Genomic DNA, 16,385 nt, shown 5'->3' with positions numbered 1-16,385 from the left:
TTTTTTCATTTCAACACAGTTCATTTGAGGGGGTTGTGTACAACTGTTAGCGCCCTCACAATCAAACCTCATTGATATGGAGAGTTGATTGTTGGATCGAGTCGATAACCTACAACTGGTCAGTGGACGATTGCAGGATGTGTTCGATTGCCAACAGCGAACCTATCGGGCCAATCCTCACCCCAGTAAACAAGAGCGAATCAGCAACCTCGAATTGCTTGAAGAGATTATTCTTCGCAACGAAAGTGAGTTGCTAGACGCCATGTCGGAAGACTTCGGCCATCGTTCCCGACACGAATCCACCATGCTCGACATCGTCAGCAGCCTGTCTGCTGTTCGGCACAGTCGTAAACACGTGGGTTTGTGGATGAAGGCACGCAAAGTGCCCACACCCCTGCAACTTCGCCCGTCGGTGTCGTACATCAAACCCCAACCTTTGGGCATTATTGGCATTATCACACCCTGGAATTTTCCGGTGTATCTCAGTTTTGCAGGCCTGGCCTCAGCGTTGGCTGCGGGCAATTGCTGCATGCTGAAACCCAGCGAGTACAGCCCGAGAACCTCGGCGCTCATGGCCCGATTGCTCGAAAACAATTTCGGGGAAGAACACGTGGCGGTTATTGAAGGCGATGAAACCGTGGCCGATGCATTTTCCCGTTTGCCGTTTGACCATTTGTTGTTCACCGGTTCGCAACGGGTAGGGCGTCTGGTGGCTAAGGCCGCGGCAGAAAACCTCACCCCAGTCACCCTTGAAATGGGGGGCAAGTCTCCCTTGATTGTTGCGCCCAGCGGCAATGTGGCGCAGGCTGCCGCATGTGCAGCTCACGGTAAAATGATCAACGCAGGGCAGGTGTGTGTTGCACCCGATTACGCCATGGTGCATGAAAGTCAGCTCAGGCGTTTTATTTCGGAGGTAAAGCGGGCCTCCCACAAGCAGTACCCCACCATTCGAAACAACCCCGATGTGTCATGTGTCATCAATTCAAAGCACATGGCTCGTTTGCGTGATCTGGTCGAAGACGCCCGAAAAAAGGGGGCAGAAATCATCGAGATCAATCCTGCCCATGAGGTATTCGAGCCTTCAGCCAAGAAGTTTCCTCTCACGCTCGTGGTCAACCCCAGCGCTGATATGCGAGTCATGCAGGAGGAAGTCTTCGGCTCTATTTTGCCAATTCTTGCTTATCGAACCCTTGAAGAAGCTGTCGCGCAGGTTCAATCCAAAGAAAGGGCGATCGCGCTTTATTTGTTTGTCAGCAAGCAGGCCGAAAAAGAACTGGTATTGAGCCAAACCGTGTCCGGCGGTGTTACTGTGAACGATGCAATGTGGCATGTGCTGAACGACCACATGCCCTTTGGTGGCGTCGGTGCAAGTGGCATGGGTGCCTATCACGGCTTGGTGGGGTTCAATGCAATGTCCCAACTCAAACCTGTTCTGGAGCAATCCAGATTCAACGCCGCGCCTCTGCTGCGCGCTCCCTATGGCACAGTGTTCGAAAAAGTTGTTACAGTATTGAAAAAAATCGTCTAAAGGGAGTGTTTACATGCGTCGGGTGGTCTTCAACCAAAAAGGTGGGGTTGGCAAATCCACCATCACCAGCAACCTGGCGGCTATTTCGGCCAACAGCGGTCTGAAAACGCTGTTGATTGATCTCGATCCTCAGGGCAACAGCACCCAATACATCATGGGCCGTGGCTCGGCTCCACTTGAATATTCTCTTGCCGATTTCTTCGATCAAGCCTTGAACTTCAAAATTCGCCCCAAGAAAAGCGCTGAATTTGTAGTCGAAACGCCTTATGAGAACCTCGATTTGCTGGGCAGCCACCCCGCACTTGAAGAGCTTCAAGTCAAACTTGAATCGCGTTATAAAATTTTCAAGTTGCGTGAAGCGCTCGATGAACTGAAAGGCCATTACGACCGTGTATACATCGACACGCCCCCAGCCTTGAACTTCTTCTCGCGCTCCGCACTTATTGCGGCCGATTCGGTGCTCATTCCCTTTGATTGCGATGAATTTTCACGCCGTGCTTTGTACAACCTCATGGATGCACTCAATGAAATCCGTGCCGACCACAACCCTGCGCTTGAAGTGGAAGGCATTGTGGTGAACCAGTTTCAGCCGCGCGCAAGCCTGCCGCAAAAATTGGTGGCTGAATTACTGGAAGAGGGGCACCCAGTGTTGAATACCTGTCTTTCTTCATCCGTCAAAATTCGTGAAAGCCATGAGGCGGCCAAGCCAATGATCCATTTCATGCCTGCGCACAAGCTCAGTCAGGAATTCGTGGCCATGCACACCGAGATTGAGGCGGCCGCGGCAAAACGCAAAAAGAAAGTGGCCTGAGTATTTAAGTCAGTTCTGTCACATCCCTGAAACCTGAAGGCCCCACACTCACATTTCGAAATCATTTCAATGTGAGTGTGTTCAATGCGCCAAGCCATGGTTTGGGTCAACAAGCTGGGTGGTCAGTTTAAAGCAGCCCGCCAGCAGCGCCAGCAAAAAAAATTCCAGAAGCGCTTGGGCAAACTGGTCTCCTACGGTCTTTCTTAAGGGCGAACCCCTTACCGACCAGCTTTGCTCAAATCCCTCGGTCCTTCCCAAAACCCCGTATTGCGTAAACTTGCACGGGGAATCGCCCGCTTGTCCAGTTCCATGGGCTGGTTGTCCGTCCGCTATCCCACTTACACGCTCGAAGACCGGTTACAGCAATTCAAAGCTCTGAACTTGCCGTTTCCGGCGGGTACTTTCATCCGGTTCAACGAATTTTTTGTACCCTACATTTTTTCAAATTCAGACCGCGATGGTGCTTTCGCGTTGGGCGCAATCACCGAGTTTCAGCGTGGTCCGCAGTTGCAGTTTCTGAAACGTTTGGCCCAAGGTCGGCTTTCTGAAATGGGTGGCCGTGGCTTCGTTGACATGGACCATCTCATTCGTTTGCTCGATTTTGGCCGTGCCGCTCCGGACATATGGGCCAATATGCCCAAAAGCAGTCAAGAATGGGTTGAAGGCTTTGTGGCAGGGCTGAACCGTGTTCAAGCTCAGCGCAAGCGTGGAGTGGATGAAAAGTTTTTGGGCATTCAACCCGAACCTTACACCCCCTTGGACATTCTGCTGTTTGGTCGTCTGGCTGGCGCCGATGTGAACTGGCCCATTTACTTCTCACTCATCGAGCATCGCCTGTCCGGTGACTTCATTGAATGGTGGAACCGGCTTCGCCGAGTGGGGGCGGGTGTGTCCACCAGTTTCGACAGTCCAGTTTCTGGCAAGCCCAGCACGGCTCAACAAATCGGCGAATTTCTGAATAGTCTTTCTCGTTCCGGCAGCAATTCAATCGTGGTGCATGGCACACGTACCCAAAGCGGTAAGCCGCTGATGGTAAACGACCCGCACCTGGGTCAGCACCTGCCCAATGTGTGGATGATGGTGGGGCTGCGCACGCCAACTTACCAATGTGTTGGCTTGATGTTTCCGGGTGTGCCTATACTCGGTCTTGGAAGAAACCCAAGCCTGGCCTGGGGCGGTACCAATTTGCGTGCGGCATCCTCCGACCTCGTGCGTCTCGATGACAGCACCTTGCACAATACGGCTGAGCAACTCGTAAAAATCCGGGTCCGGTTTTCCTGGTCCCGAAGCAGAAAACTCAGGTTCTCCCCTCATGGTCCTGTGCTCACCGATTGCGCAGCCTTGGGCCGTCTGTGTGGCAAAGACCATCTTTCCTTGCGTTGGGCCGGGCACTGGCCCACCGACGAAATCACCAGTTTTTTGTTGGGCATGAAGGCTGAAAATGTGGAGCAATTGCAGCAGGCCATGCATGGCGTGGGCGTTACGCCACTCAATGTGCTTGGGGCTGACACCTCGGGAAATATTGGCCATGTGCTGGCCGCTACTTTGCCCAAGCGGCCTGGTTTCCCCGAAAACGATTGGGTATTGGCCGAGTCCATGGCCAGTGAACACTGGTCGGTGCGAGTGTGTGCCCGCGACTTTCCCAGCGTGATTAACCCAGCCGCTGGTTTTATTGTGTCTGCCAACAACAGGCCTTCAGAAGTAACCGGCTTGGGGTTTCTGTTCAACGGTGACGATCGTGTCATGCGGGCACGAGCCTTGTTCAATTCTCAAAAGCGATTAAGTCCACAGGCCTTGCTGGCACTGCAGCTGGATGTCACTTCTCCGTTGGCCGATCAGTTGTCGAGTCAATTGGCTGAGTTTTGCCGCCCTCACTTGCTCAACAGTGAGCAGACCGTGTTGTGTAATTCAATTGATTTGTGGAGTGGTGCTTACACAGCCGACAGTTTTGCAGCCCTTCAATTCGAGTTTTTGCTGGCCGCCTTGGTCAAACAACTGTCGGTTTTGCGCCACGCGGGTCGAACGCCAAGCCTGATGGATCAATGGTCTTATCTGTCAGCATGTTTGATGGAAGACCTTGAAAATCTTACCGATGCCGAACGGGACAGGGTGGTACCGCTGTGCGTGGATGAGGCAAATCGCAAGGCGCAACATTGGCAACTTTGGGGCAATTTGCACAAGATCCGCTTGCGCCATGTACTTGGGCATGTGCCCTTGCTGGGCAAGCTTTTTTCTTCGAAATCGTTTCCTGCTGCGGGCTCCCGGGAAACCTTGATGAAAAATGCACACAATTTGATTCGGGGTTTTGATGAAACCAGCTACGGCTCTCAAAGCCGACATCTCTCAGACTTGTCCGACCCCGATGAAAATCATTTTGTGTTGTTGGGTGGGCAAGACGGTTGGGTGGGAAGCCAATTGTTGACCGACCAAATTCCCCTGTGGCAAACCCGACAAAGCATTCAAATGCCGTTGCGGCCAAGCCGCATCGAACAACTTTTTCCCCACTGCATAGGCAGGTTAGAATAAATTCTCGATATTGCTTTAATTTCCTATTGCACAGGATGTCCACCCATGAAAACCATCATCATTAGCAGCCGCAAAGGCGGGGCTGGAAAAACAACGCTTTCCCTGAATCTTTCTGCCTTGGCCAGTCAGCAGGGCAAGAAAAAAGTGGCCTTGCTTGATCTTGACCCTCAGGGCTCCAGCCGTTTTTGGGATTCCTTGCGAGAGGCCGATTATCCGGATGTGCGAAAAGTGGGTTTCAATGACATCGTGATTGAGCTTTCCGAGCTTGAGGACGAAGGCTATGACTACGTGTTTATCGACATGCCCCCCACGGACAAAAAATGGGTCAAAGACGCCATGGAGCATGCTGACCTGGTGTTGATTCCCACCAAAGCGAGCCCGCTTGATATTCACAGTGCAAGCAGCACCCTGGAATGGGCATCCGATGCCGGCAGCAAGGTGACCTGGGTCATCAATGGTGCTTCCGTGTTCAGCAGCACCCCTGAAATTGTATTTGAACAACTCAAGGCCACCGCTAAAATTTGCCGCACCATCGTGCATGAGCGCAACGACTTTGTGATCAGTGTTGGCTTGGGTAAATCCGTCAATGAGTTCGCGCCGAATTCCAAAGCGGCTGCCGAAATCGACAGCTTGTGGCGAGAAGTCAAGGGCATGCTCGGCAGGGCCTAAGCACAGTTTGAATTCAGAGCCTGCACCAAAACGGGCTGTTTTGTCGTCCTGTTTCTGGCACTTTAATTGCTAAACAACTTCCAAATACCAAATGGAGGGGGCAATGACCACGGTGCTTATCGTCGATTCAAACAAGGACTCACGCTTGGCGCTGGAAGCTCAACTCACGGCCTCCAACCAATTTGAGCGTGTTTTGTCCTGCCCGGCTCTGCAGCATGCTGAAAGTTCAATTAATCAATATGAAGTAAAGGTCATGTTGATTGATGCGGAGCAGGCCAGTCAGTCCCCACTGCTTCACCAAATCAAGGCGAACAACCCTGAATTGGGTGTTGTGTTGCTGCAGGGTAAAACGGGTGTTCTTGACACCGCAACCTTGCTTGAACTGGGCGCGCACGCTCAAACTTCCCGACTTGCAGCCCCCATGGAAATCATCGCCAGCGTGGCCAAAGCACTGGTTGGTCGCCTCAAACCCAGCAAGCGAATTCTTGGCAAGTTTCTGAAAGACGGTAAATAAGCCAGCCTTGAAAACACGATCTGAATGCTGATTTCCCGTTAGCTTTGCATATCAAATTGATGGCTTTTCATGCAAAATCAAGCTTGTTCGCCATTGCAGCATCGTCATGTCCACACAATTTTCCAGGTCAGTTTCAGTGTCCTCCCGCCAGCGCGGTGCCATGACCATTCTCACAGTATTCATCATGTTGATGACCGTGGGTGCCTTGGCTGTGTTGGGTTTGGGGCAAGTGGTTTGGGAAAAGGAAGAAGTGCAACGCATTGCCGACCTGGCCGCCAAGGCTGCCGCCAGCGATATTGGCAACGCGCCGCAGGGCTTTACCGCAGCGGTTGATTACGCAAGGCGAAATGGCCTTGACGACACCACTGACAGCATTTCGATTAATTGCAATGTCAGGGGCACAGATACCTTGCTGCCCGCCAACGCATGCGACCGTTCTGTATTGGTACGCGTGGTGCGAAATGTGCCCGCTGCGTTTTTGGGCACCGAGCCTGTGGTGGCCGTGGCCGAAGCCACTGTGACCCCGGTGATCTCGGGCTTGGTGGGTACCAATCTGTTGGCCTTGAATTTGAATGGCTCAAGCCTTTCTCCTTTAATGAGTGCGATCGGCTCTGAGCTTCGTTTGAATTTGCTGGGTTTCCAGGGTTTGTTGGCATCGAATACTCAAGTGGATTTACTGCAATTGGGTGTTGAGCTGGGTGTTTTTGGTGCGGGTGATCAACTCGACATGGCCCGTTTGTTGAACACCGAAGTTACGGCGGCTCGTTTGCTGGATGCGGCGCTGAATGTTGCAGGTCCCGAGGCTCCAGTCATTGCAATTCCTGGCAATGGTCCGGCAGACACAGTCGACTTTTTGCTCAGTGAAATATTGTCCGCGGATACCAGTGGAGACTCCGAGTTTGCTGGCGCCTCGGTTCGGTTGGGCAATTTGGCCTTCGCCTCCAGCTTTGCCGCGGCAAGTGGGGTGGGTGGCAATGGCATTCGCCTTAATTTGGGCAACACGCTGAATGTTTCAGTGCTGAGCCCCCCCCAGTTGTTTGTCGCTACCAAGCGGAACACGGATGGGAGAGTAATCGCTACGGCACGCACCGAACAGGTTGCGGTTTCGAGTCGAATTGGTGTGCTTGATTTAACGGTGACCGCTGGTGGAGGTTCTGTCGACATCAAAGACATTGACTGCAAGCTGCCTCAGTCCGATTCTTCGGTTGCAGTTGATCTGGATTCGACTCCAATCGCGGCTGCACTGCGCTTGCCTTCTTTGCCATTGTTGGGACAGAGTACCGTCAACGCCAACGTTGGCAGTGGCAGCGCCAATGACGTGCCTATGGTGGGCTATCCAGACCCCACCGTAACCACCTCCTACAGTTTTGAGGCTTCTCAGGGCGTTGGCAATTTATTGACCAACCTGAACACGGGTGTAAACGCACTCAACGGAATTCTCAATGTGCTGGCCACTAACCCGGTATTGCGGGCGGGTTTAAACTCGTTGGGTGGCGGTCTTGATGAAATTCTTGAAGTACTGGGTCTTGAAGCCAATGAAGTTTACGTTCAAGTTGACAACATGGATTGCTTCAACACTGCGGTGCTCACCCGTTGAGTTAAACTTTCCCTACATCAATAAAAGCAGGGGACATACATGGGCGAGCAAAGAGTTTGGTACGGGCTTCAAGCCGGTTTGGTGGTTTTTTGGCTGATCGTCCCATTGGTCGGGCTGCTGGGCTTTCACGTTCCTTTTCTCACCCTATTTGCGGCCATTATTTTGTTGGCCCATGTGCTTGAAATTCCGCTGGCCATCAATCGCCTGCGCGCATTGAATCTTCCGGTGGGCAAGGTGGTGTTGAAAACATTGGTGTTTGGTTTCACCTGGTGGCTGCCTTTAAGCAAAGGCTACACCAAGGAATAACGGAATCAAGCCCAGAAGGCTTTCATTGAATTACTTCAAGCGAATCACTTTCAAACCTTCAGGCAATTTTGGCTTGGTACCTGCGGGAACCCACAGGTAGCCAATGCCGTCAGGCCGCTCTTTCAGCGTCGCGAACAGCGCTTCCTTGCTCTCAACCTCCGCGGGGGGCGTTCCTTGGCCTGTGTATCGGCGTACATGCCAGTAGCCGGTGTAGTCTAGCTCGTTCAAGTTCATGATGCGTTCTAAGAACTCATCACGGTCGGTCGTGCCGGGAGCGGTATTCAACGGTGTCAAGCGATGCCCGTTAACTTGGCTTAAACGCCCCTTGTAAATACTGCGCAGTTCACGAATCGCGATTTCGTTCACCGGGTGGCTCGCCGACGACACCACGTAAACCTCGGCGGAAGCAGCCCCAACCACACCCAACATCAAATACAAGCCGATCGATGTTGCTGCCTTCACGAAACTGGTGGTGCGTGCAATCATTGCCACACCCAGTTGTAAGACACGCTCAGGAAATTGAACGTGGTGTTGGGAATTCGGTTGTCAGACAGCTGAGGCCGAGTATTTTTTTCGACCACATGCTGAATCTCGGCTTTGAGCGAGTCAGATGCACTCAATGCATACTTTCCACCAATCGCGATTGAGTACTGATCATCAAATTCGGAAATGAAGCGGCCCAGGCTGGTGTAAACCGCATGTTGCCCACCAATTTTGCGAATCAGCGTGAGGTTGCCGCCATGCTCTTCAAACTCCGGCGTGTCTACAATCTGGACTTGTGGTCCAAAAGCAGGAATCACACCTTTGTTGGTCGATGAAAACTCGAGCTGACTCAACTCCGCGCGAAGCGTGTAGCGTTGCCAGTCGTACTCTGCACCTAAATTGGTGAAATGTAGCCTCGCGTTGAGCGAACCCCCAACAACGCGCCGACCATTGAACTGGAGAATTTCCCGATCCAGCTGGGATTCATGATGTGCAAGTTGCAAGCGGTATTTGTCACCGTCTACACCAATCACGAACCCTGCGACTTCATAGCGATTGGTGGGGAAGTCGGCCGTGGTGTTAGACAGCCGTTGAATAATATCCCTGTTGCCAGCAATGGCCTGAAGGCGCCAATACCGACCATCGGTGTCTTCAAACTGGTAGCTCGCCGAGAATCCGTCTGTGCCAAGAACACCCGCGTTGTAATAGATTTCAGGGCTTAAATTGGCTGGCACATAAGTTTGACCAACATCCAGATTTTCGGAATCCAGATAAAAGTTCAGTCGCTGGCGGCCAACCCGGAAGCTCCAATTGTCATTGGGCTTGTAGGTGGCGAAAGCCCAGCGGGTGTCAATTTCAACGCCTTCATCGTTGTCCAGCTTCGGGGCGACAACATACTGAACTGTTGCACTCAGTTGCGGGTTGAATTTCACATCCAGCTGCGCGCCCAAAATCGAGTTGACTTTGAACGTGCCGTCTTCGTTGATGAAACGCAGGTACTTCTGTTCGTTGTCACCCAGTGTGTATTGAACAGTGCCAAATCCGCTGAGTGAGTAGTCCACTGCCATGGCCTGCCCATGGGCGAGCGCAAGACCCGTCGCAAGTGCGGCGGCCTTCAGCAATTTGTGCAATGTCAGGGCAAAATTCAAAAGCAGGCTCAAATCATATTATTTTTAGAGTGCGCCTATTATCAAGCGCTCGATGGCCTGAAAACAATCAAAGACCATGGTGTTCCGGTTTCTTTGTCGACAAAAGGCGACACCAGTATTTCGCAGGGCACATGCGTACCACCGTCAGTTTCGTAGCGGGTTTTGATGGTCAGTTTCTCACGTTTCAGCAGGTGAACCAGCAGTTTTCTGAAATCGCGCAGAGGCAAGCGGTCTGCGATTAAAGGATAAGGGTTACGACCCAACCACTTCGAAACCGCTTGTCCCGTCACATTTTCAAAAGCCGAGTTCAGGTAAATACACTGAAATGAAGTGGCATTGCTGCCCAGGTCGTTGGTCACCATGATCACTTCATTGATCTGCTCAATTGCAGACCCCACCATGAACAAATCCCGGTACATGGCCTTGCGCTGCGTGATGTCGCGCAACAAAATAGAAATGCCATCTTCGCTGGGTAAAAATTTGAATCGCAGCCAACGTTCAGTTTTGGCGTGGAAAAATTCATAGTCTTTTGTAGTACCTAGCCGTCGAAGTTCCGCCTGGCGTTTTCGAATCTCCTGCGTATCCAGTCCAGGCAAAACTTCGGCAATGGCCGCGTGGTGAACAAACGGTTCTTTGCCCAAAACCAAAGGTCGGGCCTTTGCATCAATGGCCTCAATCTGCAAGGCCTCGTCTAGTTCAAGCGTGCCGTCAGTCAGCGTATGCAGTACTTGGTTCAGCGCGGTACTTTTCCGGGACAACTCCTGGGCAAGGTGCTTGGTGTGGGTAATGTCTTCAACCGAGCCATACAGGCCGCTGCTACTGCCCAGGCCGTTGCTGATCGGTTGAAAGCTAAAGCGAAACCAACGCTGCCCAGTCAATCCGTCGAGGTTAACCTCGCATTCAATGCTGGCGGCCTGGCGGTTGTTGATGCATTCGATGAGGGTTGACGCCATATTCTTTCCGGTCAATCGGGTCAACAATTCTGTCAGTTCGAAAATACTACCCAAAGGCAAGTCTTTGGCTTTGCAGATCGCTTTGAATTGATCGCTCACCTTCAGCAGCCCGCTGTCGACATGGTAAAACCAGGTGCCCAATCCCCCCAGCTTTTCAGTCATTCCCAGCAAAGTCTGATCAAAGAGATTCCGGTCAACCATGGTCGATTCATTCACCATCTTGGTGTATTGAAGCACCAGTGCTTTGCGGCTGCTTTCCATTCCTGGGGCGGGGCGGTCAATCACAAAGCGAGTCCATACGGGTTTGCAGTCGGGTAGCCTGATCCTGGCGAATGCTTTTTTCTTCAGGCGCGTGCCCAATACGGTTTCCATTTCCCGAATCAGGTTTTCCCTGTCTTCCTCGTAAATAAAATCGAGTATGGACGGGTTGTCTTTCACCCGGTGAAGCTCGATGTCGTCAACCTGCCCGAGTTGTACCAATTTGAAGTTCAAATCCAGTACACACTTACCTCGCGTTGATTCTGCAAGAAACCCCGAGGTGTTTGTTTTCAGGGTGTCCAGTGGATTGGGGCGGCCCTGGATTGCCGCACGTGGTAACTGTGCAGCCACTGCCACATTTTGTAGCAGCCCCACAGTCAGTGTCTCTCCTTCCTCCTCGGGGGATTTGTAAGTACGTTCCTTTAGCGTCAGTAAACGACCATTGGGCAGCTGAATTTGATATTGAAAAGCCTTCCCGTCGCCAAGCTCTCTGGCCAGTTCAACATCGTGCCGATCCTCCCTTACAATCAGGCTGTTGAACCAGGCCCAGTTCACTCTTGGGCTATGGCTCAAGCAAAGCCAGTCCTCCAGGTTGGGTGACAGGGCGATAAAACTTTCGTCACCTTGTCTTCTCCAGCTTGCATAGGATTGTTCGTGGCCAGCAAAGTCACTGCGGTGTCCATCCTGAAAAATGGGCTCGCGCCTATAAGTGCCCTGCGCTTGTTGCTGCCTGTTCGCCACCGACACTTCCACCAGTGCTGCCATCGATTTCGCCATTTTGATTTCAGCACTGCTCCATATCCTGGGGCTTGTGTCGATCAAGCAGAATGAGCCTACCCTGGCACCTGAAGGAGTTTTGATGGGTACGCCCAAATAGGCACGAATCCAGGGCGAGCCGGTCACCAGCGGACTGTCTTTCACTCGGTCATCCAGGGTGCAGTCCGGGATCACCATGGGTTCGTCTTTCTTGATGGTGTGGGTGCAAATTGAAATGTCGCGCGGGGTTTCATCTGCATGCAGGCTGTTAAAGCCACGGCGGGCTTTGAACCATTGCCGGTCCGAGTCAACAAATGAAACGATGCAGCTTGAGCAATTGAATGCAGACACACCCAAATCAACTATCGCCTCAAATCCCTCTTCGGGTTGAGTGTCCAGAATCGCAAGTTGATACAGCTCGGCCAGTCTTAAAGCCTCGGCCACCTCATTGGGCTTGGTCATCGATCCATTCTGTGCACGGTGTGGCGTTGTGAAGCAGGGCGTGGCGCCAATCTTGATTTATTTCTTATGAGGCAAGTGTATCAGCTAATGAAATCGCCGCAATGTACTCGGGAAATGCAGTAGGGGGGTTCCCCTTTTTTGGTGCACCGGGCGGTGCAGGGGAGTGGGTGGTGGCCGAGGACAGAATCGAACTGCCGACACAAGGATTTTCAGTCCTCTGCTCTACCGACTGAGCTACTCGGCCACGCGTATTCGGTGGTGTTCACTACCGAAGCCCGCAAGTTTATCCGAAACTTTGACGTTGCGCAAACAACAAATGCAAAATCGCTGTAGCATGTTCAATAATTAACAAAGCAGTCCTCGCCGACCCTTATCGACCATGAGCAATCTTACAAGCCTGCAGCCTCAGCAAACGCCCAGCTACGATGTGGCCATTATCGGTTGTGGTGTTGTCGGCTTGGTCGCTTCACTGGTGTTGGCCACCTCCGGTTTTAAAGTGCTGGTGGTCGGCGCTCGTTCTCCCCAGTTTCAGCCCAATCCCGATCAACGGTTTGATCCCCGGGTGTTCGCCTTGTCGCATCGCAGCCAACGTGTGCTCGACCGGCTTCGGGTTTGGGACAATATCCCAAGCGAGAAAGTACAGCCTGTGACCGAGATGCAGGTTTGGGGCGATTCCAGCGGGGATGCGCAGGGCCATTTGCGTTTCAATGCCAGTGACACCGGGGTCGATTACCTCACCTGGATCATCGAGCAAAGTTGTCTCTTTGATGTGTTGTTTTCTGCCATGCGCTATCAGCCGGGCATTGATTGGCTTGACGCAAGAGTCGAGGGCCTTTCCCGCGAAAAAGAGGGTTGGGCCGTGGTCACCAACTTGAAAACCGTGCGTGTCCCCTTGCTGATTGCCGCGGATGGCGCGCAAAGCCAAACCCGCAAGCAAGCCGGTCTCGATTTCGCGCTCGATGACTACAGCGCCGAAGGCGTGGTCACTACCTTTGCCATTGAAAAGCCGCATCACGGTGCCGCACGTCAGTGGTTTTCAGGCGATTCCGTCTTGGCCATGTTGCCTCTGCCTGGGCCGCATGTGTCCATGGTGTGGTCTATGCCTTTGTCCCAGTCACAGGCGCTGCTGCAACTCAACCCTGCAGACATGGTCAGTCGTGTGCAGTCCCTCTCAGGTGGTGCTGTTCAGGAACTGTATGGTGATCTGGTGCCTGTGGGTAAAACCTACGCCTTTCCGCTCAAGCATGGGGTTGCGCCAGTCTGGTTCGACAACGGTGTGGTGTTGATGGGTGACGCCGCGCACGTGATCCACCCCTTGGCGGGTCAAGGGTTGAATCTTGGGTTGGAAGATGCAGCCGAGTTGGCCAATCTACTCACCTCTCGTAAGCGTCTTCTGGCTGTGCAGCGCTTGGGGCTTGCCGATGAGCAGTTGTGGCGCGCCTGGGAGCGTCGTCGCAAAGCGGCGTGTACACCGGTGCACTTTCTCACCGATGGCCTTCACACCTTGTTCCGGCTCGACTTGCCTGGTGCAGCCTGGGTTCGTAACAAAGGCATGCACCTTGTCAACCAGCTACCCATGCTCAAGCGTTGGTTGTCCCAACAAGCCATGCGTTAAGTTGATCTGAAAAGTCCTGGCGCAATGAACAAATTGCCTTCGGGCGTGTCCTAATTACAATTCATCATTTTTACCCAAGCAGGCCTATGAAATTCAATCTACCTTCGTCCCTTCGCAAGCGCAGCAGTGCTGTTGTTTTCTCTGTAATTGCCTTGTCGGCTGGCGCATGGGCCTTGTCCCAATCTGTTCAACCCGTGCAGGCAGCCGCAAGCAAATCACAGGTCGAGCGTATTACAGCTGCTGTGAATGAGTCCTTGGGGGCTTCTGGTGTGAAGGTCGTGTCAGTCAGCGACATTGAGTTTGTCGATGGTCTGTTTGAAGTGGTGGTGAATCACAATGGCACCAAGAAGATCATTTACACCAACGCAAGTGGCAGTCACCTTATTTTGGGTGAGCTCATGGAAAGCAAATCCATGGCCAATTTGACCGAAGCGAGATTGGATAAGCTCAATGCCATCAATTTTGAGAAAGACCTGCCCTTAGGTTTGGCTTTGAAATCCGTCTACGGCACTGGCAGCCGGAAGATTGCCGTGTTTGAAGATCCCAACTGCGGTTATTGCAAACGTTTTCGCAAGGAAACTTTAACCAAACTACAGGACACCACCGTTTACACGTATGTGTATCCGGTTTTGGGGCGCGATTCTGTCGACAAAGCGCAAAAGGTCATGTGTGCCAGCGACAAGTCCAAAATGTGGGATGACTGGATGCTGAAAGATCAGTCCCCCACCGGAAATGGTAACTGCAATCCACCCATCGATGAGCTGGTTAGCCTGGGGCGTGGCATGGGGGTTTCGGGCACGCCCACCGTGTTCTTTCAAGATGGCACACGTGTCAGTGGTGCCATCCCTTCTGCTGATCTGAATCGACGCATTGCAGCGGCTTCAAGAGCCAAATAACAAGGCAATGTGCCCTTGGGTCTAGCTTCCGCTTTCAGGCAGGGGCGTGCCCTTGGGCCAAATCAGCCACATTTTCAAGGGTTGGCGTGTCAGCCCAGCTGCTGCACCTGCTTCTTCCCCGGTTCCCCAAAAATAGTCTGCTCGCACCCGTCCCCGAATAGCGCCACCTGTGTCTTGCGCCAGGGTGCCCTGCGCAATTGGCGTGTTAGTCACTGGGTTGCTGGATTCAATCCAGATTGGGCTGCCGTACGGTATTTTTTCCCGGTCTATGGCCAAACTGAGTTGGCCTGTCAAGGGTACACCCATGGCTCCCACGGGGCCTTCCTGAGGACGCAGCACTTTGTTTTCCTTAAAAAACACTACGCTCGGGTTGGCATTCAGCAAATCATCTAGCTTGCCCGGGTTGGCTTTTGCCCAGTTTCTAATGCCCGGAATGGTGGCCTGCGCGGCAGTTAACTCTCCCCGATCCACCAATACTTTACCGATTGATTTGTAGGGGTGACCGTTCTGCTCGGCGTAACTCAAACGAATCACGCTGCCGTCAGGCAAGGTTACCCGGCCCGAACCCTGAACCTGCAGCAAAAATGCATCCAGTTTGTCGTCCACCCAAACAATCGGCTTTTCCCGGTCTGGTCCAAGGCGTTCCCATTCGGCCCTGTCAAAGAAGGGCACCAGCGTATTGCCTTGCAAACGTCCACGCAGGCGCTTTCCTTTCAGTTCAGGGTACTGCTCGTCCAGCTTTACAGTAATCAAATCTGCGGGCACACCGTACAACGGCGCATTGTAGGCGCCTTGGGCTTTGCGTGAGCCCTTTAGCATTGGCTCGAAATAGCCAGTCAGCAAACCTTCTTTCTTGCCGTCTTCCTGTTGAAATTGCCATACTTCAAAATTTGCTTCCATCCAGATTTGTGCGGGTAGAAGTGCGTTGCCGCTCAAATTTTGTCTTGCCTTGCGGCAGGCTTCCAGCAAACCGGTGGGCGTGGCTTTGCGTTTTGCCAGCGCGTTGCCGTTTACCGAGCACTGTTCAGCAAATGCCTCCAGAAAACGGCCGTGGTTGGCCGTGCTCCAGCCCGGCAAGCTAGAAAAGTCTGACTTCACAAACAGAGGCAAAGCCGGTTTTTCGTCTTTTTTCTCTAGTTGGACCTGTTTTTCTCCAGCCGGACATGAACATTCAGCTGTTTTCGGGGTCGGAGCAGTTGCGCATCCAGATAAAATCAAGGCAGCCAGCACAGCGCTGGGCCACCAACAACGGAGTGGATTGAACATGTGGTTACTCATTGCGGAAATGGTTTTGGCCTTGGGCCTGATCGTGTTCATCATGTGGTGGACGTTGAGGGCCAGGGTCGATCATCCAGTCGAAAAATCCGATGATGAATCATCCAGCCCCGGTAAACCCTCAGACAAGGATTAATGCAATACCCGGGGCATTGAAAGCAGAAACTCGGGCACTGGCACATCAAACTGCTCGCCACCTTCGCCCACAAAGGTGTATTTGCCTTTCATGGTGCCCACAGGGGTAGGCAGGGGGCAACCGCTGGTGTATTCAAATCGCTCGCCTGGGCGCAGTGTGGGTTGTTCACCCACCACGCCATCGCCTTTCACCTCCTGAACAATGTTGTGGGCGTCGGTAATAATCCAGTGGCGGCTTAATAGCTGCGCAGTCCTCTCGCCCACATTCTCAATTTCAATGGTGTAGGCGAATACATAAGGGCCTTTGTCCTTGTCGCTTTGTTCTTCCAGAAACTGGGTGCTGACTCGGACTTCAAACTGATACTGTGACGGGCTGCTCATGCGGTGTGGCTTGTGAATGTTGCTCTGGATTTCAAGTATGACTTCAAACCCCCGATTTCACAAATCCGAAGC

Annotated in this window: 16 protein-coding genes and 1 tRNA gene; 11 read left to right on the top strand and 6 right to left on the bottom strand. The window is 52.7% G+C overall.

Annotated features, from left to right (window positions below; genetic code table 11):
* The first annotated feature begins 91 nt into the window (after nt 1-91).
* The 8 genes from B4N58_RS11005 to B4N58_RS10970 all read left to right on the top strand — a co-directional run bounded on the left by B4N58_RS11005 (nt 92) and on the right by B4N58_RS10970 (nt 7,951).
* Nucleotides 92-1,528, top strand: coding sequence for a coniferyl aldehyde dehydrogenase (locus B4N58_RS11005; protein WP_291749183.1), 1,437 nt, complete (start codon nt 92-94; stop codon nt 1,526-1,528).
* Between the two features lie 13 nt (nt 1,529-1,541).
* The gene (locus B4N58_RS11000) at nt 1,542-2,339 is read left to right on the top strand and encodes a ParA family protein (RefSeq protein ID WP_291749181.1); all 798 of its coding nucleotides are present in this window, start codon (nt 1,542-1,544) and stop codon (nt 2,337-2,339) included.
* 84 nt (nt 2,340-2,423) lie between these two features.
* The gene (locus B4N58_RS10995; RefSeq protein WP_008247986.1) at nt 2,424-2,546 is read left to right on the top strand and encodes a hypothetical protein; all 123 of its coding nucleotides are present in this window, start codon (nt 2,424-2,426) and stop codon (nt 2,544-2,546) included.
* 90 nt (nt 2,547-2,636) lie between these two features.
* Nucleotides 2,637-4,865 carry a penicillin acylase family protein gene (locus tag B4N58_RS10990; protein WP_291749177.1) on the top strand — a complete coding sequence of 743 codons (2,229 nt, stop codon included), beginning with the start codon at nt 2,637-2,639 and terminating at the stop codon, nt 4,863-4,865.
* 45 nt (nt 4,866-4,910) lie between these two features.
* Nucleotides 4,911-5,534 carry a ParA family protein gene (locus tag B4N58_RS10985; protein ID WP_008247988.1) on the top strand — a complete coding sequence of 208 codons (624 nt, stop codon included), beginning with the start codon at nt 4,911-4,913 and terminating at the stop codon, nt 5,532-5,534.
* Nucleotides 5,535-5,637: 103 nt separating this feature from the next.
* A complete protein-coding gene (locus tag B4N58_RS10980; protein WP_291749171.1) occupies nt 5,638-6,048 on the top strand; it encodes a hypothetical protein in 411 nt (136 codons plus the stop codon).
* Between the two features lie 106 nt (nt 6,049-6,154).
* Complete coding sequence (locus B4N58_RS10975; RefSeq protein WP_291749169.1) at nt 6,155-7,645, top strand: pilus assembly protein TadG-related protein; 1,491 nt, start codon at nt 6,155-6,157, stop codon at nt 7,643-7,645.
* A gap of 39 nt (nt 7,646-7,684) precedes the next feature.
* Nucleotides 7,685-7,951 (top strand): hypothetical protein, encoded by a 267-nt coding sequence (locus B4N58_RS10970; protein ID WP_159568245.1) that lies wholly within the window; start codon nt 7,685-7,687, stop codon nt 7,949-7,951.
* 30 nt (nt 7,952-7,981) lie between these two features.
* Here B4N58_RS10970 and B4N58_RS10965 read toward each other — a convergent pair whose 3' ends face one another.
* The 4 genes from B4N58_RS10965 to B4N58_RS10950 form a co-directional block, all read right to left on the bottom strand.
* The gene (locus B4N58_RS10965; RefSeq protein ID WP_008247996.1) at nt 7,982-8,437 is read right to left on the bottom strand and encodes a hypothetical protein; all 456 of its coding nucleotides are present in this window, start codon (nt 8,435-8,437) and stop codon (nt 7,982-7,984) included.
* Nucleotides 8,434-9,582: a hypothetical protein gene (locus B4N58_RS10960; RefSeq protein ID WP_156799488.1), complete on the bottom strand. Its 1,149-nt coding sequence runs from the start codon at nt 9,580-9,582 to the stop codon at nt 8,434-8,436. Before B4N58_RS10960 ends, B4N58_RS10965 begins: the two co-directional genes overlap by 4 nt.
* A gap of 41 nt (nt 9,583-9,623) precedes the next feature.
* Nucleotides 9,624-12,011 (bottom strand): GAF domain-containing protein, encoded by a 2,388-nt coding sequence (locus tag B4N58_RS10955; protein ID WP_291749157.1) that lies wholly within the window; start codon nt 12,009-12,011, stop codon nt 9,624-9,626.
* 168 nt (nt 12,012-12,179) lie between these two features.
* Nucleotides 12,180-12,255 (bottom strand) — tRNA-Phe (locus B4N58_RS10950).
* Nucleotides 12,256-12,390: 135 nt separating this feature from the next.
* Here B4N58_RS10950 and B4N58_RS10945 point away from each other — a divergent pair.
* A complete protein-coding gene (locus B4N58_RS10945) occupies nt 12,391-13,626 on the top strand; it encodes an FAD-dependent monooxygenase (protein ID WP_291749154.1) in 1,236 nt (411 codons plus the stop codon).
* A gap of 86 nt (nt 13,627-13,712) precedes the next feature.
* Complete coding sequence (locus B4N58_RS10940; protein ID WP_291749151.1) at nt 13,713-14,522, top strand: DsbC family protein; 810 nt, start codon at nt 13,713-13,715, stop codon at nt 14,520-14,522.
* A gap of 21 nt (nt 14,523-14,543) precedes the next feature.
* Here B4N58_RS10940 and B4N58_RS10935 read toward each other — a convergent pair whose 3' ends face one another.
* Nucleotides 14,544-15,788 carry a murein transglycosylase A gene (locus B4N58_RS10935; protein WP_291749148.1) on the bottom strand — a complete coding sequence of 415 codons (1,245 nt, stop codon included), beginning with the start codon at nt 15,786-15,788 and terminating at the stop codon, nt 14,544-14,546.
* Between B4N58_RS10935 and B4N58_RS10930 the strand changes: the two genes are divergently transcribed.
* Nucleotides 15,787-15,933: a hypothetical protein gene (locus tag B4N58_RS10930; RefSeq protein WP_198006878.1), complete on the top strand. Its 147-nt coding sequence runs from the start codon at nt 15,787-15,789 to the stop codon at nt 15,931-15,933. The genes B4N58_RS10935 and B4N58_RS10930 overlap by 2 nt on opposite strands.
* On the opposite strand, the gene apaG is transcribed toward B4N58_RS10930, so the two are convergent.
* Nucleotides 15,930-16,313, bottom strand: coding sequence for a Co2+/Mg2+ efflux protein ApaG (gene apaG, locus B4N58_RS10925; RefSeq protein WP_008253163.1), 384 nt, complete (start codon nt 16,311-16,313; stop codon nt 15,930-15,932). The two genes, B4N58_RS10930 and apaG, sit on opposite strands and share 4 nt — an antisense overlap.
* Between the last annotated feature and the right edge of the window lie 72 nt (nt 16,314-16,385).

The organism is Limnobacter sp. UBA3528 (genome assembly GCF_002377005.1).
In the GTDB taxonomy this organism is placed as follows: domain Bacteria; phylum Pseudomonadota; class Gammaproteobacteria; order Burkholderiales; family Burkholderiaceae_B; genus Limnobacter.
The sequence above is the reverse complement of the archived record's forward strand: the minus strand, read 5'-3'. Positions and strand labels throughout refer to the sequence as shown.